Origin of the sequence: Plantactinospora sp. ZYX-F-223 (assembly GCF_039649625.1) — a bacterium.
Taxonomy (GTDB): domain Bacteria; phylum Actinomycetota; class Actinomycetes; order Mycobacteriales; family Micromonosporaceae; genus Plantactinospora.
Map to the genome: position 1 here is coordinate 1 of NZ_JBDJAV010000001.1, position 18,834 is coordinate 18,834.

11 protein-coding genes are annotated in these 18,834 nt (G+C 69.9%); 7 read left to right on the top strand and 4 right to left on the bottom strand.

Annotated elements, in window-relative coordinates; all coding sequences use genetic code 11:
• Positions 1 to 300: 300 nt before the first annotated feature.
• Positions 301 to 2,961, top strand: a complete 2,661-nt coding sequence (locus AAH979_RS00005; protein ID WP_346256082.1) for an RICIN domain-containing protein — start codon at positions 301 to 303, stop codon at positions 2,959 to 2,961.
• A gap of 641 nt (positions 2,962 to 3,602) precedes the next feature.
• Here the strand turns inward: AAH979_RS00005 and AAH979_RS00010 are convergent.
• A complete protein-coding gene (locus tag AAH979_RS00010; protein ID WP_346256083.1) occupies positions 3,603 to 4,478 on the bottom strand; it encodes an alpha/beta hydrolase in 876 nt (291 codons plus the stop codon).
• 204 nt (positions 4,479 to 4,682) lie between these two features.
• Positions 4,683 to 6,131, bottom strand: coding sequence for an alkaline phosphatase PhoX (locus AAH979_RS00015; RefSeq protein WP_346256084.1), 1,449 nt, complete (start codon positions 6,129 to 6,131; stop codon positions 4,683 to 4,685).
• 669 nt (positions 6,132 to 6,800) lie between these two features.
• On the opposite strand from AAH979_RS00015, the gene AAH979_RS00020 reads away from it, so the two are divergent.
• The 3 genes from AAH979_RS00020 to AAH979_RS00030 all read left to right on the top strand — a co-directional run bounded on the left by AAH979_RS00020 (position 6,801) and on the right by AAH979_RS00030 (position 10,597).
• Positions 6,801 to 9,527 (top strand): type 2 lanthipeptide synthetase LanM family protein, encoded by a 2,727-nt coding sequence (locus AAH979_RS00020; RefSeq protein WP_346256085.1) that lies wholly within the window; start codon positions 6,801 to 6,803, stop codon positions 9,525 to 9,527.
• Positions 9,524 to 9,736 carry a hypothetical protein gene (locus AAH979_RS00025; RefSeq protein WP_346256086.1) on the top strand — a complete coding sequence of 71 codons (213 nt, stop codon included), beginning with the start codon at positions 9,524 to 9,526 and terminating at the stop codon, positions 9,734 to 9,736. Before AAH979_RS00020 ends, AAH979_RS00025 begins: the two co-directional genes overlap by 4 nt.
• Positions 9,737 to 10,003: 267 nt before the next feature.
• The gene (locus AAH979_RS00030; protein ID WP_346256087.1) at positions 10,004 to 10,597 is read left to right on the top strand and encodes a hypothetical protein; all 594 of its coding nucleotides are present in this window, start codon (positions 10,004 to 10,006) and stop codon (positions 10,595 to 10,597) included.
• A gap of 6 nt (positions 10,598 to 10,603) precedes the next feature.
• On the opposite strand, the gene AAH979_RS00035 is transcribed toward AAH979_RS00030, so the two are convergent.
• Positions 10,604 to 10,900, bottom strand: coding sequence for a hypothetical protein (locus tag AAH979_RS00035; RefSeq protein ID WP_346256088.1), 297 nt, complete (start codon positions 10,898 to 10,900; stop codon positions 10,604 to 10,606).
• Between the two features lie 947 nt (positions 10,901 to 11,847).
• Between AAH979_RS00035 and katG the strand changes: the two genes are divergently transcribed.
• The 3 genes from katG to AAH979_RS00050 all read left to right on the top strand — a co-directional run bounded on the left by katG (position 11,848) and on the right by AAH979_RS00050 (position 16,231).
• Positions 11,848 to 14,061 carry a catalase/peroxidase HPI gene (gene katG, locus AAH979_RS00040; RefSeq protein ID WP_346256089.1) on the top strand — a complete coding sequence of 738 codons (2,214 nt, stop codon included), beginning with the start codon at positions 11,848 to 11,850 and terminating at the stop codon, positions 14,059 to 14,061.
• Between the two features lie 160 nt (positions 14,062 to 14,221).
• On the top strand, positions 14,222 to 15,226 hold the full coding sequence (locus AAH979_RS00045; RefSeq protein ID WP_346256090.1) for a hypothetical protein: 1,005 nt from the start codon (positions 14,222 to 14,224) through the stop codon (positions 15,224 to 15,226).
• A 165-nt stretch (positions 15,227 to 15,391) separates the two neighbouring features.
• Positions 15,392 to 16,231 (top strand): trypsin-like serine protease, encoded by an 840-nt coding sequence (locus AAH979_RS00050; protein ID WP_346256091.1) that lies wholly within the window; start codon positions 15,392 to 15,394, stop codon positions 16,229 to 16,231.
• A 36-nt stretch (positions 16,232 to 16,267) separates the two neighbouring features.
• Here the strand turns inward: AAH979_RS00050 and AAH979_RS00055 are convergent, their stop codons facing one another.
• On the bottom strand, positions 16,268 to 18,799 hold the full coding sequence (locus AAH979_RS00055; protein ID WP_346256092.1) for a tetratricopeptide repeat protein: 2,532 nt from the start codon (positions 18,797 to 18,799) through the stop codon (positions 16,268 to 16,270).
• Positions 18,800 to 18,834: the final 35 nt, after the last annotated feature.

Consider the following 18,834-nt stretch of genomic DNA (forward strand, 5'->3'; position numbering starts at 1 on the left):
CCTGCTGCCCTACCGGCCTGGCCTGCTGACACTACAGCGCTAGCGGCGCGTGACGCAGGTCCAGTTCGGGGTGTTCCTGTCCTTCGCGGTACGCCGGATCTCGTGAGCGTTCGCACGGTTCGCGATCAGGATGGGGTGGATCTGGAACGGCGGGCTCGGCGCAGGCCGAGCCCGCCTCCATCCGAACCGTGGTTCGGCTGTCGAGTGGTGGGGATGATCTGCCCGGCGAACACATCTTGTCAGCGGCAAGTGAAAGGAAAGTAAGTGAATTCAGCCCGTTCTACTGCTAGAGCATCGTTGTTGGCAGTCGCGGTGCTCGTCTCCGCCGCGTTGCCGGCTGTAGTCATGAATCAAAAGGCGGCTTCGGCCGCGGTCCAGGAAACCTACTATGTCGCCCCGGACGGCAACGACACCAATCCGGGAACGATCACATCACCATTTAGAACCCTGCAACGCGCACGGGACGTCGTTCGCACGGTAAATGCGAATATGACGGGCGACATCCATGTGTACCTTCGTGGCGGAAATTATCCGGTAAGCAGCACAATCGAGTTCGGGCCGGGCGACTCCGGTACCAACGGCTACCGGGTGATATATGCTGCCTATCCCAGCGAAACGCCGGTCCTCGATGGCGGAGTTCGCGTGACCGGGTGGACTCAGCACAGCGGTAACATCTGGAAGGCGCCGCTCGACCGTGCCAACAAGCTGCGTGCGCTCTACGTCAACGACAAGCGTGCCTATATGGCCTCGAAGACGGTTAACTCGGCGGGATGCTACGGAACCTACACCATTACGGCCGGGCAAGCCGCGTGGGCCTGGGAATCAGGGTCGCAGTGCGAGGGTGCCAAATACAACATGGCCGATTTTCCCGCCGTTGCCCGCAATCAGGAAGATATCGAGATCGAAACGGGGACGACCTGGACCACGGCGATCGTAGGAGTCCGCCAGGTCACCACAAGTAGTGATGGTGCGAACCGTGTCGCGCTGTTTCAGCAACCAGGTGCGGCCATCGCCCAGGGTGCGTACAACGGCAACGCCCAAGTCGGCGGCACCCACAAGGTCATGAACGCCTACGAGTTCCTGGACGCGCCGGGCGAGTTCTACTTCGACAAGACCAGCCGGACGTTGTACTACTACAAGTCCAGCACCGAGAACATGTCGACCGCGACGGTATTCGCACCGAACAACGTGTCTACCGTGCTGCGGATCGCCGGCACCTCGACGAGCAGCCACGCCCGTAACATCACGTTCTCCGGTCTCTCCGTGGAGCACTCCGACTGGAACCTGTTCAACGTCGCTGGCTCTGCGTTCAAGCAAGCGCAACAGGGCAATCTGGGTGCGCAGGCGTACGCGAGGGGAAACTTCCACGTCTACTACTATCGCAACGTTGACGTTACCCCCGGCAGCATCCACATTCAGAATGCCGACGGCATCGTCCTGCAGCGCAACCGGGTCCAGCACGCTGGCGCCGACGGGATCAACATGGTCAACGACGTGCAGAGCACCCAGTTGATCGGGAACTACACCAATGACATCGCTGGCTCCGCTATCACCGTGGGTCATCCCCAGCACGTCTACATCGGAGACCACACGTCGACCAATCGCGAGAAGTATTCCCCCCAGGTCGAGGGACTGCCCAAGAACATCGAGATCAAGAACAACTACCTCTACGACAGCGCGGTCTTGTTCAACGGGCACAGCCCCATCTCGGCGTACTTCGTCGACACCCTCATCGTGCAGCACAACCAGATCGAGAAAACTCCGTGGTCGGGCGTGACGCTCGGTTGGGGGTGGTGGAACTTCGACGGATCAGCGGGCTCGATCGTACCCAACCGACCGACCACGACGGCAAGAAACAATAACGTCAGCTACAACCACATCATCGACACGGTGCAGCGCCTCAGTGATACGGCTCCCATCTATACGCTCGGCAGCCAGCCGGGAACCACTATCAACAACAACTACCTTCAAGGCGTTCCGGCCGGCCACAAGTATGGACTCCACCCGGACGAGGGATCGGCGTACATCACCTTCCGTGACAACGTTCTGAGTGTTGACAAGAATGTCACCTGGCTCATCAACTCCGACGACTTCGGTCGTAAACACGATCTCAGCATCACGCAAATATACGGCCCGATCAACAAGGTCTCCGAGAAGAACCTGCCCAACAGTACGATCCATGACATCATCGTCGCCTCCGACTATGTCTGGCCGGCACCGGCCTATGGCATCGCCGTGAACTCCGGACTCGAAAATTCATTCCGGGACATCATCCCGCCAAGCAATCTCTCCGTGCCGGACTACGTCCTGCCGGCCAGCACGTACGTCACCAGCGGGACGTCGTCGGTTCCGATCCGAAGTGCTGGCGACGCGACCAGGACGATCTGGTTGGCTCCCGCCGGTACGACCGCCTTTGCCGTCGGCCCGACGATGACCAGCGCGGGCGGCACCGCCACATCCATAGCGGTTCCGACGTCGCCGGGTGATTACCGGCTCTACGTCCTTGATGCTCAAGGTAATCGATCGGCTGAGTCCAAATCAATCGTCAGACAACAAAGCGGCGGCGGTCAGCAGAACGCACAGATCGTGGGCGGCCAGTCAGGCCGCTGTATCGAGGTGCCTGGCGCCACGACCGCCAACGGCGCTCAGGTGCAACTGTGGGACTGCTCCGGCAGTACGAATCAGCGGTGGACCCACACCGCAAGCAAGCAGCTGACCGTGTACGGCAACAAGTGCTTGGACGCGTACGGTGCGGGCACGACCAACGGCACCACGGTCGTCATTTGGGACTGCCATGGCGGACTCAACCAACAATGGAACGTCAACGCTGATGGCACCATCACGAACGTCCAATCCGGACTGTGTGTCGATGCCAATGGTGCCGCCTCCGGCAACGGGACAAAGATCATCCTTTGGTCGTGCAATGGCGGCGCGAACCAGCAATGGAGCTTACGCAACTGACCAGCCACACCCGGGGCCGGGCCGACCCTGCCTGGCCCCGGGGCCGTACCCGCTGCGGCGCACGCCCCCTGCCCGTGGGTGCGCCATGGGTGCTCGGGCGCCTTGATGATTCCGTCCATGGTGGACGGATAGGCGCTCGACGAGTGCTCGGCGGTTCCGGGACGGCGTGACAACACGGCGGAGAAACCTGCCCCGCTGGGACTCCCCGTTGGGCACAGGCCGGCATGGTTCATCCCGGAGAGCGCGGCGGCATTGCTGGCGACCCGATCCTGTTGTCCTCGTAGTCGGTGCGGCGCCGGTCGACGATGGCCTCCTCAGCGAGCTGTTCGTTGATCGTGACCAGCTCGCGTTGGTGACCGGTTCGGCCTGGCGGTACTCGGCCAGCGAAGCGGTGATCGCATCGTTGTGCGTGATCGGGGCGGTTGGTAGAGCAGCCCCGAGCCGGAGCACGCTGGCGTCGAGGGCGTCTGCGTCGATGCCCGGTCGGTCCGGGATCGGTGCATGTTCGCCGGGACTCGACCTCGACTCGGCCTCGATCTCGACCCCACACCTGGCAGGCTTGGCGGTCGGCTACGACGGTACCCGGGAGTCAGCGACACCGGCCACCGCGGGCAAGCACTGCCGTCCAGATGGCACGCCGGTCAGCCGGCGTCCAGCACCTCGCGTAGCCGCGCCGCGAACTCCTCGGGCTTGCCCGCGTAGCCGAACTGGTCACCGAGGAAGCCGCCGTGGTGACTCGGGAACACCACGGCCTCTTGACCGAGCAATGCCGCGGTGCCCACGGCCGTGCGCGCGGTGTAGGTGCCCGCCGACTCCTCGCCGACCGCGATCACGATCCGGGTCGGTGTCGAGGTGAGCACGCCCGCGTCGGGGCGGTAATCGGTGATCGCCCACGAACTCTTCGACAGCAGCGGGTCGTCGCGGCTGCCATCGTCGTCGGTCGACAGGCCGAACATGGCCGGCTCGGGTGCGGGCCGGGCAAAGTAGTCGTCGGTGAACTCGCCCTGCCAGGACGTCATCGCGATGAACGCGGCCATGCCCGCGCCGGTACCCCTCGCCTGGTACGCCTCGTGGAAGCCGGCACGGGCGCGCTCGGCCGCCACGGCGTCGGGGAGTACGGCGTTGATCGGCGGCTCGTGCGCGACCAGCGTGACGACGTCGCCGGGGTAGGTCGCCACGAGTTCGAGCGCGGTCACCGCGCCGCCGCTGCTGGCGAACACGTCGACCGGGCCGGCGCCGAGCGCCTCGATCAGCAGGTGCAGGTCGGCCGCCTGCTGCTGCGGGGTGTGATCGGACCGGCCGTCCCGACGGATGCTGCGGCCCAGGCCACGCGGGTCGTAGGTGACGACGGTGCGATCCGTGAAGCGCGCGGCGAGCGCGTCGAAGCCGTCCGCCGTCATCGGCTGACCAATCATGAGCAGCGCGGGGCGCCCGCCGGACGGTGGTAGCGGGCCGCGGACGTCGTAGACCAGGTCGGCACCGGGTACGGCGAGGGTGTGCGTGTGCTTCACATGCATACCGGTGAGACTACGGCCGCCGGGGACGGATCAGGATGTGCCTGCCCGGACCGCGCCGGCCCTGCGCCGCCCAGCCGGAGGCGTCAGGCTCCGTGCCCTGGCCGGTGCGGCACGCCTGGATTCCACTTGACTAGCTTTGGACCCATGTGGCAGATGCGGTGGGGCCAGGCGGATCGCCTGACCCCACCGGTCGGTCTGGCCCCGTTAGCCCAGGTACTTATCCCACGGGCCGGTGATGGCGAGGGTGAGGCCGGGGTCCTGCATGTTGACGAAGAGCACCTTGCCGTCGGCGGTGAAGGTCGGCCCGCAGAACTCGGAGTCGTTGAGTTGGTTGCGGGCGATGGCGTAGGTCGGGCCGCCCGGGATCGCGCTGAGCACGTGGGAGGCGCCCGAGCCGTCCTCGGCGAGCACGAGGCTTCCCCACGGGGTGACGGTCACATTGTCCGGGCCATCGAAGGTGAGGTCGTTGTACTTGACCGGCGTGCCCTCCTCCGACGCGGTCTGGTGCGGGAAGTACGTCACCAACTGGATGGTCTGGGCCCGGTAGTCGTAGAACCAGACCATGCCGTCGTGCGGAGCGGCGTCCGCCGGGAGGTCGCCGTCGTCCCACGCGTAGGAGTTGACCACGTAGACACCCTCGTCGGTGCCCCACACGCCCTCGAACTTGCGTCCGCGGGTGACCTGGCCGTCGGCGAACTGCTCGCGTACGGGCGTGGTCTGCGCGTCGCGCTCAGGCACCTCGATCCACCGCACGGGGAAAGGGCGGCCGAGCTGGGCGGAGGTCAGGTAGGCGACGTCCGGCAACACTGAGCCGTCGTCCATGATGATCTGCATCGCGGCGAGGACGCCGGCGTCCGGAGCGAGGCGAGTGAGCACGCCAGGACCCAGCTTGATGCCGCGGGGCGCGGTCCAGCGGTAGAAGAGGCCGTTGGGTTCGTCGGCGTCCTCGGAGAGGTAGATTTTGGTGCGGTCCTTGTCGATTGCCAGGGCCTCGTGGGCGTAGCGGCCCAGGCACTTGATCGGCGTCGGGTCTGCGTGGCCGTCGGCCCAGACCTCGAAGACGTAGCCGTGATCCTTCTGGAAGACGCCGGATCGGCCGTCCTCCGCCCAGTCGTCCCCGGCGCGGTCCTCAGTCTCCTCGCAGGTCAGCCACGTCCCCCATGGGGTAGGTCCGCCCGCACAGTTGGCGACGGTGCCGGAGAGGGCGACGAACTCGCCGAGGTTGCGGCCCGAGCGGTCAGTCCTGATCACGGTGCAGCCGCCGGCGTCGACGGCACCGGGATCGTAGACGGTGCCCGCGACGTGTGGTACCCCGAACTCGGCGCCCGGGTCGATCTCGTGGTTCTGGATCAAGGTGTACCGGCCGCGGCCGGCGTCGTAGACGGCCATGCCGTCGTGGTCGGCCGGGGTCAGTCCTTGGCCGCCGTTGAGTCGGGTGACACCGGTCCGGGTAACCACGGCGTAGCTGAAGCCCTCGGGCAGGGCCAGGATGCCGTCGGGGTCGTCGACGAGGGGCGGGAAGGGTACGTGGCCGGCCCCGACTGGCGGGCGGGGCCGGCTCGGGTGGGCCTGGGCCAGGGACGGCAAGCCACCGGCGACGGCAAGGCCCACGCCGACGCCGCCAGCGAGGAAGGTACGACGAGAGGGAGGCACGAAGAATAGCTCCTGTTCAAAACGATTGCGACGACTTGCCAACCAACTCCTGCCGGCCGACACCGACGCGTCATTCAAACGATGGATCGGCGACATCCGAGTAAAGAATCAGGGCTGCTCAGGCATCGTCCGGGCGACGGCGTAACACCCGAAACGCGGCGGACCGCAGAGCCGACATCACCGAGGATTGAAAGCCATCGACGAACCGGGCGCCGTCGAGGCAAACCGCTGCCGACGTTCATTGCGGGTGCATCTGGTCGGAGCTAACCCCACGGGCCGCCGCTGGCCCGGGAATCTGCTCGACGAGCGTGCGCGCGGGCCATCAACGCCAGGCTTGATCCGTTCGATGACGACACCCGGCCAGCTGCGGTAGCAGCACCGCGAGGTCAGCGAATGGCACGGCTGCCGGCCATACATGGTAGATCGATCGCCCGGGGGCGAGCACCACCGCACGCCCGAGACGCCAGACGGCACGATGTCATCCCGATCATCTCGGCGGACGACGCCGGGCAACCCGCGCGGCAGGACCGCCGATGACACCGACGGGAGCGGCTGAACCGTCTCGCGTCCACCTCACCCGATCAGCAGGCCTCAAACGCCGGCTGGCTACCAACTGGGGCCGCAGGCTGGTGAAGCTGAAGAGAAGCCGCGAGTTTCTAGGCTGCGGCCATGCTGGCTGCTTCCGGATTCTCGGCGGGGTGGTGGCGACGCGGGCTGACCATCCGCGAACGCCGTACCATGCCGCCAGGCGCCACGGCGCCCGGCAGCACGCCGCCAGGCACCGCTCCGCCACCCCGCTGGGCGGTCGACGCCGAACAGGCGCTCGCCGGAGCCGTCCCCGGTCGGCCGGTGCCGCCGCGGTTCTCCTGTTGGCGGGAGGGCTACGCCGAGGTGGTGCGACCGTTGGTGGAGTGGGCGACCGGCCAGGTGCCCGCCCACCCGTCCACCCGGTCGTTCGCCGCACGGTTGCAGGCGGACCTGGTGGACCTGGCCGCGCGGACGCTCACCCTGGAACTGCATCAGCGGCGGGTAGCGGGCACGCTCATCGGTGCCGACGGCCAGCAGCGGTTCGCGGATTTCATCCGGTCGGTCTCCCGGCGGGGCGAGGTCACCGCCCTTCTCGAACGGTATCCGGTGCTCGCGCGGCTGCTCCTACAGGCGTCCCGGTTCGCCGCCGAGGCGTACGCGGAAACTCTGGCGCGGTTCGCGGCGGACCGGCACGCGATCGCCGACCAGTTCCTCGGCGGTGCCGACCCGGGTGATCCGGTCGCGGTGCACAGCCAGCTCGGTGACCGGCACCGACGTGGCCGGTCGGTGTCGGTACTCGAGTTCGCCGGTGGCCAGCGGGTGGTGTACAAGCCGCGCTCGCTGGCGGCCTGCGACGGTTTCGCGGCGCTGCTGCGGTGGCTGAACGAGCGGGTGCCGACGCTGGAGCTACGGGCCGTACGGTCGCTGGAACGGGGGGACTACGGCTGGCAGGAACACGTCCACCGGGCGCCGTGCGCGGATGTCGGCGGAGCCCGGCGGTTCTATCGGCGGCAGGGCGCGCTGCTGGCGCTGCTGTACGCGGTACACGCATCCGACGTGCACTACGGAAACCTCATCGCCTGCGGCGACCAACCCGTGGTCATCGATCTGGAGACCATCTTCCACCCCGACGTGCTGCGCGTCGACGTGGCGCGCGACCCGGCGGCGCGGCTGCTCGACTCGTCGGTGCACCGTACCGGCGTCCTTCCCAGCTTCCTGCTCGGTGACCACGGGGCACTGGACGTCTCGGCCCTCGGCGGCGACCGTGGACATCGCCATCCAACCGACGGGATCGACTGGCTGGCACCGGCGACCGACCAGATGCGGCTGGTGCGGCGACCCCGGCTCTTCGACGGCGGCTCCAACCGGCCGATCGTGGACGACCGCGAGCTGGAACCCGCCGACCACGAGGACGATCTGGTCGAGGGCTTCCGGACCGGCTACGACGCGATCGCCCGGTACCGGAGGTCGTTCCTCACTGCGGTCGCGCACCTCGCCACCCCGGCGACCAGGGTGGTGCTGCGTCCCACACACGTGTACCGGCGGCTGTTGGACGAGTCGACGCACCCGGACCTGCTGCGCGATTCGACCGCCCGGGACGGGCTGTTCGACCTGCTGTCGACCGCCGCTGGCGACGCGTTGCCGCAGGCCCGCTCCGTGCCGCACGAGATCGCCGACCTGTGGCACGGCGACGTGCCGATCTTCCTCGGCCACCCGGACTCGACCGGCTTGACCGCCTCCACCGGGACGCGGATCGACGGGGTCCTCGACGCCGGTGGCCGGCGGTGCGCCGCCGGCAAGGTGCGCGCGATGGATGCGGCTGACCGGCGTACCCAGGAATGGATCGTCCGGGCGGCGCTGGCCACCCGGCGCAGGCCGGGCGATCGCCGGCACCGCGCGGCGCCGGGGAGTTCCGAAGACGTGGAAGGTCGGGTAGCGGCCCGACCCGGCGATCCGCTGGCCGCTGCGCGGGCGATCGCCGACGACCTCTGCGACCGGGCGGCGACCGACGGCACCCGGGCGAACTGGCTCGGTCTCGAACCCGCCGGCGACAACGTGGCACTGATGCCGATGGGCGCCGCCCTGTCATACGGTTACACCGGGGTCGCCCTCTTCCTGACCCAGTTGGCCAGTCTCGGCGGCGACGCCCGGTACGCCGAGATCGCGCAGCTCGCCGTACGCGGCATTCCCCAACTGCTCTCGGCGGTATCCGGCCGGGCGGACCTGATCGGCTCGGTCGGCTGCGGCGGGTACGACGGGTTCGGTGGCATCGGATACGCGCTCGCCCGGATCGCCAACCTGACCGGCGACAGCGAGGTCCGTGAGTGGGCGTACGAGTCGGTCCAGCTCGCCGGCACCGCGGCCGCCGCGGACGGACCACCGGGCGTCGCCGACGGCCACGCGGGATGCCTGGCCGCGATGATGGCCGTACACGCCGAGCTGGACCACGCGCCCGCCGCCGCGCTCGCGGCCGACTGTGCACGACTGCTCGCCGGCCTGGCCGACGAACCGCACGAGCCGCGCCGCGCCGCGATCACCACCACCGGTTTCGCGCGCGGTCCGGCCGGCATCGCGTGGGCGTTGCACCGGTACGCCGCCGCGGTGCCCGCACCACGCTGTCGCCGGGCTGCGGACATCATCCGGGCATGGGACGACTCCCCGCTCCGGGAACCGTGGGGAGCCGACCCCGGCGTCGAGACACCCGGCCTCGTCAACGGACTCGCCGGCACGGGTTACCGGCTCCTGCGGATCGCCGCGCCGGAACGCGTGCCGTCAGTGCTCCACCTGGAACCCGGCCCCACCGCCGCACAGAACGTGCGGCTCGCGATTGCCAGTCCGGCACCACACACCACCCTGGAGGAACGATGAAGGAACAGGATCACCACGCTCCGTCCGACCTGACCGAGGCGGCCGGCGTCGACGCCGGGCACCCGGCCGGCGACGTCGAGCTCACGCCGGCCCGGGCGGTCGGCCTGCGCCGGGCGGTCCTGGCGGGACTGGCCGTCGGCGCGGGCGCATACGCCCTCAGCCTCGACCTCGCCACGTACACCGTCGCCCACACCACGTGCTGCGGCTGACGGCCTGACGGTACCCGCGCTGCTGGTGTCCGCCCGCCGAGGCGGACACCAGCAGCGAAGGCTCTGTGCTGAACAGATCGAAGAGGGTTCACTGGTGTGATCAGGCGATGCCGTCGGGTCGAGGCGGCAGAACAGGAGGGCGAGATGGCCGATCCCCCCGCAGTCGAGCCGCCCATCGGGTCGGTCGAGCCAGGCCGCCTCCCGGCTCACCCAGTCGCCCCTGTCGCCGTACGAGCGCAGATCCTCTCCACCGAGCACTGGAGCCTGTTGGCCACCCGAAACCTGGCGTGGAGTGAGAGCTTCAGTCGGGCGAGCTGGTTCGTGACGGTGGTGTCGGCGACGGTGGTGGCGCTCGCCCTGGTGGCGGACAGCACCGACTTCGGCGTCGGCTTCCGCTTCTTCGCGTTACTGCTCGTCCCGTTGCTGGTCGTCATCGGCGTGGCCACCGTCGTCCGCCTGGTGCAGCTCAACAGCGAGGACGTGGAGCTGGTCATCGGGATGAACCGGCTGCGCCGGGGCTACCTCGATCTGGCGCCCGAGCTGGAGCGCTATTTCGTCACCGGCCACGGCGAGGACGTCGCCGGGATCATGCGGACGTACGGTGCCAGCCGCACCCGGATCCCGGCCACCCAGTACCTGTCGAGCATTCCGCTGCTGGTCAGCGTCATCGTCGCCGTCCTGATCGGGGCGCTGGCCGGCCTGATCGGCGATTCGTTCGGTGTCGGGATCGAAGCGGCCGTCGTCGTCGGCGTCGTTGCCACCGTCGCCGCCCTGGCGGCGCTGGCCCTCGCTGTCGTCCGGCACGTCAACCACACCTGGGACCGGCGCCGCGCCACGAGCCGCGGCGACAACGCCGGATGATCGTGCTCAGTCGCGCCGGCTGAGCCCGGTGTCGAGGTGGCCGAGCTTGGCGTGTACCCGCTCGGCGTCGGGCTCGCGGAGCTGCTCCAGCACGTCGAGCGCGTCCCGCCACGCGCGCCGGGCCGCTTCGGCGTCGCCGAGCGCTTTATAGGGACCGAGCAGCCCGAACGCTGGTGCCACGGGTCCGGGCGGGCTATGAGCGGGCGGGCCGTCGAGGGCAGCACCCCGCTCGGCCAGGTTGCCGACCGTCTCCGTCGAAGCGATCGGGGCGGCGGTGTCCGAGGTGACGTAGCTGTCCTTCAAGCACCATCCAATGGACAGACGCTGGGAGTGTTACAGAGGGCTGTTTCAGGGCGTATTCATCGCCGGTGGTCGGGCCGCCGGCTCGTCGCCGGGCCGTGCGGTGTAGTGGGCCAGGCCGCCGGTGAGCAGCGCGAATGCCTCCCGGGCGGCGCTCAACGCCCGCGCCGCGACCTCATCGCGGTCCGCGCCCGGCTCACCCGTCGACGCCGGCCGCAGGGCGGGCTCGCCCGAGATGACCGCGCTGGAGTCGGCGCGGGGGTGGCGGGCGACGGCGGTGGGGTTCCCGCTCGCGCCACTGACCGCCGGCTCGCCGTAGACGGTTGAACCGGGCTATGGGGACACTGGGGGTGCTTTCGGGCGATAGTATCCGGGTCTGGCGTCGGCCGACGTCGGGCGGCCACCGAGGACGCCGGCACGGGTCGGGGCGGCTACCCGCTCGGGTACTCCGAAGCAGGCGTCAGACGCACTACGTGGCCCTACGGTTCGCGAACACGAGGTCGAGGACGCACGCCCGATACTTGATTGGTTCCAATAAAAGGACGAGACTTCACGGGGTGCCAACGACGCCGGACTTCGACAGCACGCTGTGCGGGGACGGGTCTGGCGCGGCGTTTCGGGTCGATCGGCCCGGTGGCGCGAACCGGGAAGAACCACTACCACCACCATCTCGTCGGTCCATCCCGGGGGCCAAAGCCGACGTCGATGGCGTGGTCGGCCCCACCGCCTGCCTGACACCCGCTGGTCCGCTGAGACGTCCGGGTTACCGGAGCGCCGACGTCGAGGCCACCCACCGGGGCAGGCGCCCCGGGTGTCGCGGCGATCTCCGCCGAGCCCGACGGCTGGTCGCCGGAGACGCGGGGCTCGACACCACGGGCCCGCACGACCGTGGACCGAAGCAACCGACGGCAAGAGCAACCAGTCACCAGAGCGAGACAGGAAGGACAGACGTGTCTGACAAGAAGGCCGCGACCGAGAGCATCAGTGAAAGCGAAAATCCCGCAATTCCCGCACCTGCTGTCAAGGCGACCCGGCCCAGGACGAACCGGGACTGGTGGCCGAATCAGCTGGACCTCTCGGTTCTGCATCAGCACTCGCCCCGGTCCAACCCGATGGGCGAGGACTTCAACTATGCGGAAGAGTTCAAGAAGCTCGACGTCGACGCGCTCAAGCGGGACATCTTCGAGCTGATGACGACGTCGCAGGACTGGTGGCCGGCCGACTACGGCCACTACGGACCGCTCTTCATCCGGATGAGCTGGCACGCCGCGGGCACGTACCGGATCGCCGACGGCCGGGGTGGTGGCGGCAGCGGTTCCCAGCGGTTCGCGCCGCTCAACAGCTGGCCGGACAACGCGAGCCTGGACAAGGCGCGCCGGCTGCTCTGGCCGATCAAGCAGAAGTACGGCCGGCGGATCTCGTGGGCGGACCTGTTGGTCTTCGCCGGCAACTGCGCGTACGAGTCGATGGGGTTCAAGACCTTCGGGTTCGGGTTCGGGCGCGAGGACATCTGGGAGCCCGAGGAGATCTTCTGGGGGCCGGAGGACACCTGGCTCGGTGACGAGCGCTACAGCGGCGACCGGGAACTCGCGGAGCCGCTCGGCGCCGTGCAGATGGGGCTGATCTACGTGAATCCGGAGGGACCTGCTGGCCACCCGGATGCGCTGGCGTCGGCCCGGGACATCCGGGAGACCTTCGGCCGGATGGCGATGAACGACGAGGAGACGGTGGCGCTGATCGTCGGCGGCCACACGGTCGGCAAGGCGCACGGTGCGGTCGACCCGCAGTACCTCGGCCCGGAGCCGGAGGGCGCCCCGGTCGAGCAGCAGGGTCTCGGCTGGCAGAACTCCTACGGCAGCGGCAAGGGCGGCGACACGCTCACCAGCGGGTTGGAGGGCGCGTGGACCAACAACCCGATCAGGTGGGACAACGGCTTCCTGGACAACCTGTTCAGGTACGACTGGGAGCTGACGACCAGCCCGGCCGGCGCGAAGCAGTGGAAGCCGAAGGACGCCTCGGCCGACGGCACCGTGCCGGACGCCCATGACCCGTCGAAGCGGCACGCCCCGATGATGCTGACGTCGGACCTGGCGCTGAAGATCGACCCGATCTACGAGCCGATCGCCCGGCGCTTCTGGCAGAACCCGGACCAGCTCGAAGAGGCGTTCGCCAAGGCGTGGTTCAAGCTGCTGCACCGCGACATGGGGCCGGTTTCGCGCTACCTCGGCCCGTGGGTTCCGGAGCCGCAGCTGTGGCAGGACCCGGTTCCCGAGGTGGACCACGAGCTGGTCACGGACCAGGACATCGCCGCGCTCAAGGGCAGGATCCTCGACTCCGGTCTGTCCGTCGCCCAGTTGGTCGCCACGGCCTGGGCCTCGGCGGCCAGCTTCCGCGCCACCGACAAGCGCGGCGGCGCCAACGGGGCGCGGATCCGCCTCGCACCGCAGAAGGACTGGGAGGTCAACAACCCGGCCGAGTTGGCCACCGTGCTGGGGACGCTGGAGCGGATCCAGCAGGACTTCAACGCCGCGCAGTCCGGCGGCAGGAAGGTCTCGCTCGCCGACCTGATCGTGCTGGCCGGGTGCGCGGCCGTCGAGCAGGCGGCCAGGAACGCCGGGCACGACATCACGGTGCCGTTCGCGCCGGGGCGTACCGACGCGTCGCAGGAGCAGACCGACGTGGAGACCTTCGCCGTCCTCGAACCGAGGGCCGACGGGTTCCGCAACTACCTGCGCGCCGGGGAGAAACTGTCGCCGGAGACCCTGCTACTGGATCGGGCGTTCATGTTGAACCTGAGCGCCCCCGAGATGACGGTGCTGGTCGGCGGGATGCGGGCGCTGAACGCCAACACCGGGCAGTCCCGGCACGGGGTCTTCACCGACCGGCCCGGCACGTTGACGAACGACTTCTTCGTGAATCTGCTCGACGTGCGTACGGAATGGAAGGCGGCCCAGTCGGCGGAGAACGTGTACGAGGGCCGGGACCGCGCCACCGGTGAGGTCAAGTGGAGCGCCACCGCCGTCGACCTCGTTTTCGGTTCGCACTCCCAGCTCCGCGCCAACGCGGAGGTCTACGCGACCTTCGACGCGAGCGAGAAGTTCGTGCGTGACTTCGTGGCCGCGTGGGACAAGGTCATGAACCTCGACCGGTTCGACCTCGCCTGATTCCCGACGTCCGGGCCGGCCGTCCACTGGTCGGCCCGGACGCCTTCAACGCGTCCCAGGCCACGACGGCATCGCATCGCCGCCAGGTGCCGTCAACGGTGTGCAGGGACCGCACGGCGCGGGCTTGGAGAACCGAGGTTCGGCGCTCGATGATCGATGCATGGAGACGGCGACCTGGCGGGTGGTAGGGCGGGCCTTTCCCGGCCCGGTCGGGTGGGCAGTGTGGATCATGGTGACCGTGCCGGCCCCGTTGGTGTTCCACGAGTGGAGCCACCGGTGGGAGGAGGACCAGGCGGTCTCGACGGCGCTGTGGTGGACCGTGGGAGCATTACCGGTGCTCAGCGCCGTGGCGGCGGCGAAGTGGGCCCGCTACGCCCGCCAGCGTGGCAGCGCCGCCGCCCTTGTCACGGCCGTGGCGGTGGCCATGCTGGTCGCTGCGGTGTTTCTGGGCGCGTCCATCGCGGTCTACCGGTGGGTCATCCCGCTGAATGGTACGGCCGGATGGTCGAGTGTGCTGGTCAGTGGCGCCGGGTTGGCGACCTGCGGTGCGGCGGTCGGCCACCTGGTCGGGCCCAAGCTCGTGCGCCGTCGGCTGTCGGATCCGCACGGCTACCTCGTCGGCGGGATCGTCGCCGTGCTGGGCATCCTGCTCGCGCCGATGACCGTACGGCTGGGTGCCGAGGGCAGCACCGTGCGGTACGACGTCAACGGCTACGGGGGAGTGGGGCCGTACTCGGCATCAGCCGGTGAGCCAGGAGAACTGACGTTGCCGGCGGCAGGCCGGTACGGGATCTATGCGGTGGGCTTCGCACCGCGGGATCCGGCCTGCCGGGTCGCCGGCGCCGGCCTGCCTGCTCGATCGGCGGAGTTGCTCACGATCCCGCCCGGTGACTACGGCGGCGACGCTGCCTCCTACACCTGGGTCGCCGTCTTCGACGTTCCCGGACCCGCTACCTACTCGCTGACCTGCCGCAGCTCGGACGAGCAGGCGTCATACACGGTCGGGTACGTCCCGCAGATCCGCGGGGCGGTGGCTGCGCTGATCCATTGGCCGGTGGTCGCGATCTGGTTCCTCGGCGCCGTTCCCGGGCTACTGATCGTCGCGGGCGCCGTCACCCGACGCGCCAGGCGGCCCTCCGGACCCGTGCTCGCCCGGCCACGCTGAGACCCGAGGAACACGCTGAGACCCGAGGATCTCGACCCGAGCCCCGCGCGCCTCCCTCACCCTGGCCGCTGTCCGGAAATCCGCCGGACAGCGGCCGCCCGGTCGACGATGACGCCCATCGACATCCGCTGCGCGGGATCTCCCGCCGGTCGAAGGGAAGTCATGGTGAGAAGAAGATGGACGGCCGTCGCCGTCGCCGTCGCCGTTGCCGGCTCGGTGGTCGCCGGGAGCAACCCGGCTGCGGCCACGCCCGCGTCGCCCGCGGACACCGGTGCCACGGCCGCCGGCGCCAACGTCAACGGGGTCTTCCAGCCCGACGAGCGCACCCCGGTCACCGACACCACCAGTTTCCCGGGCAGCGCGACCGTGCTGCTCACCTTCACCGGTGGGCAGTGCACCGGTTTCATGATCAGTGAGCGTACGGTGGCGACCGCCGGACATTGCGTGCACACCGGCGCCGGCGGCCAGTGGCGCAGCAACCTGATGGCCTATCCGGGCTACGACGGTGACCGGGCGCCGTACGGGTCGTGCCGGGCGCGCGCCGCCTTCGCCGCCAGCGGCTGGACCAGGAGTTCCGATCCGGGTCAGGACTACGGTGCCGTACAGCTCGACTGCGCGATCGGGAACGCCACCGGCTGGTACCCGCTCGGCTGGACGAACGAGTCCGTGACCGGTGCCTGCACACGCAGCCAGGGATATCCGGCCGACCGGCGGTCGACCCAGTGGCGCAGCCAGGACCATATCCGCGCGGAGACGGCCAGCATCCTGTACCACCAGCACGACACCAGCTCCGGGCAGGACGGCAGCCCGCTCTACACCGTCGACCCGGACGAATGGTGCCCGACCCGGCCGAAGCCGATTCCGCTGCCGGACCCGGACCCGGATCCGTGGACGGTGTTCGGGATCCACACCTCCGGCCCGTACGGTGGTGGGCCCGGCGCGGTCAACAACCTCGCCATCCGGATCACCCAGGCCGCGTACCGGGACCTGATGTCCTGGCGGTGACCCTGACCTCGCGCTGGTGGGCGGCACCGGGTGTGCTCAGGGCGGTGGCCCGTCCGGAGCGCACCCGGCGTCCGCCCGGATCTGGGCTTCGACCTCGGTACGCAGCCTGCGGCGGAGCTGTTCGGCGTCCGGGTGGCCGAGCCGGTCGAGGATGTCGAGGGCTTGCCGCCAGGCTGTCCGGGCCGGTTCGGCGGCGCCGGTGGCGTGCTGGGTGTCGCCGAGGTGGGTCAGGGTGGTGGCCTCGTGGTAGCGCTCGCCGGCCTCCCGCCAGAGCGCGAGCGCGTGCTCGTAGCAGTCGACGGCCTGCCGGTGGTCCCCGAGGTGGTGGTGCGCGGTGCCGAGGCTGTCCCAGGTGTGCGCCTGCCAGTACCGGTTGCCGACCCGCTGCTGTTCGACGAGGGCCTGCTGGCAGTAGCCGAGCGCCCGCCGGTGGTCGCCGAGCTGGATGTGGTACCAGCCGATGTTGTTGAGCGCGTTGGCCCGGCCGGCCGCATGGTCGACGGCGTCGAACAGGTCGAAGGCCCGCCGCGCGTGGTGCAGGGCCTGCGCGTAACACCCCTGGCGTTCGGCCAGGATGCCGAGATTGAGCTGGGTACGGGCGCTGCCGACCCGGTCGCCGAGCGCACCGTAGAGGTCGAGGGACTGCCTCAGGTGGTGCTGGGCCTCGTCGAACTCGCCCAGCCGCAGGCACGCTATCGCCCGGTTGCGGTGGGCGCGGGCCTGGCCGTTCCGGTCGCCCACCCGGGTGGCGGCGAGCAGCGCCAGGTGCTGTGCGGCGGACTGGTCCTGCCAGGCTCCCAGCCGGTCCAGGTAGGTGTTCATGGTCCAGGCGAGCTGCCACGCGTGCACGTCGAAGCCGGTGGCGACGGCCTGGGCGACCGCGGCGAGCAGCACCCGGTGCTCGACGGTGAGCCAGGTCCACGCCTCGGTGCCGTCGGCCAGGTCCGGCAGCACCGCACCGGGCTGTGCCGGTGGCAGGCTGATGTCGTCCCGATGGCGGTGCACCAGCAGGTCCGCGGCGTGTGCGGTGTGCAGGTAGTGGTCGAAGAGCCGGCCCAGCGCGGCGCGCCGACCCGGGGTGGAGTCGTCCGTGCCGGCCTGCTCGGCGGCGTAGGCCCGGAGCAGGTCGTGCAGGGCGTACCGGCCGGGGGTGTGCTCGGTGACCAGGTTCGCCCGGGCCAGCGTCGCCAGCGACCGCCGGACCTCCGGCACGGCCAGGCCGGCGAGGCTCGCCGCCGCCACCACCGACAGGTCCGGTCCGGGGTGCAGGCCGAGCAGCCGGAACAGGCGCGCGCTGGCCGGATCCAGGTTCCGCAGGGACCAGGAGAAGACCGTCCGGATGTCGGTGCCGGTCTCGGCCCCGGCGAACCCGTCCAGGCTGGCCCGGGTGTCGCCCAGTTCGTCGGCGAGCCGGGCCAGCCGGAAGTCCGGGTGGGTGGCCGCGCGGGCGGCGACGATGGCCAGCGCCAGCGGCAGCCCGGCCGAGGCGGCGACGATCCGATCGGTCGCCTCCGGCTCCCGGGCGACCCGATCCGGACCGAGCCGCCGGCCGAGCAACTCGCGCGCCTCCGGCCCGGGCAACGGGTCCAGGACCAGCGGGTACGCGCCCATCTCGGCCACGAGTGCCGGCATCTGGTTGCGACTGGTCACCACCACCAGGCAGCCCGGCGACCCGGGCAGCAGCGGGCGTACCTGGTCGGCGTCGTGGGCGTTGTCCAGCAGCACCAGCACCCGCTTGCCGGCGAGCAGGCTGCGGTAGAGCCCGGCCCGGGCGGCCAGCCCCACCGGGATCCGCTCCGCCGGCACGGCAAGGGCTTCCAGGAAGTCGCGCAACGCCTGTTCCGGGCCGGTCGCCGGCCCGGTGGGGTCGAAGCCGCGCAGATCGACGTAGAGCTGCCCGTCGGGAAACCGGTCGGCCACCTGGTGCGCCCAGCACACCGCGAGGGCGGTCTTGCCGATCCCGGCCGTCCCGCCGATGGCCGAGATCAGCACCGCACCCGCCGGGCCGGCCGACTCGGCGAGCAGCTCGGTCAGAGCGGCGACCTCCGCCGCCCGCCCCGCGAAGTGCCGCAGCGCGGCCGGCAACTGCCGGGGCACCACCGGCAGGTCGGTGGTCGGAGGCTCCGTCCCGACCGGCCCCGCCGGCCGGCCGGGCGCCGCCGGTCCGGGCGGAGCCGGTCGCGCCGACTGGTCGACGCGGGCGGCGTGGCGGCCGATCTCGGTGTACGCCGCGGCGCTGAGCCGGTCGGCCACCCGGGCGGTGTCCACGGCTCGCAGCAGCCGCCAGTGCGCGGCATCCCACCGGCTCAGATCGGCCAGCTCCGCTGGGACCCGGGCACCGACCTGCTCGGCGTAGCCCAGACAGGCGTGCACGTACGCGAGGACGAACTCCCAGTCCGGCAGCGACTTGGCGTTCAGCTTGTCGCTGAGTGTGGTCCGGGCGAGCGGCTTTTCCAACCGGGCGGCGACCGCGACCAGGTTGTTCAACGACGGCGCACCGGCGAGTTGCCGGAGCCGTTTGAGTTCGGCGACGAACCGGAGCAGCGCCCCCCGACCGGTCTCCCGCATCCCGCACCTTCTCCCGGCGTACGGCACCTTCGCTC

Bases quoted from the DNA above. Each gene is read 5' to 3' on its own strand.
- AAH979_RS00010 (WP_346256083.1), bottom strand. From the start codon at position 4,478: ATGCATGTGAAGCACACGCACACCCTCGCCGTACCCGGTGCCGACCTG.
- AAH979_RS00020 (WP_346256085.1), top strand. From the start codon at position 6,801: ATGCTGGCTGCTTCCGGATTCTCGGCGGGGTGGTGGCGACGCGGGCTG.
- AAH979_RS00025 (WP_346256086.1), top strand. From the start codon at position 9,524: ATGAAGGAACAGGATCACCACGCTCCGTCCGACCTGACCGAGGCGGCC.
- AAH979_RS00045 (WP_346256090.1), top strand. From the start codon at position 14,222: ATGGAGACGGCGACCTGGCGGGTGGTAGGGCGGGCCTTTCCCGGCCCG.
- AAH979_RS00055 (WP_346256092.1), bottom strand. From the start codon at position 18,799: ATGCGGGAGACCGGTCGGGGGGCGCTGCTCCGGTTCGTCGCCGAACTC.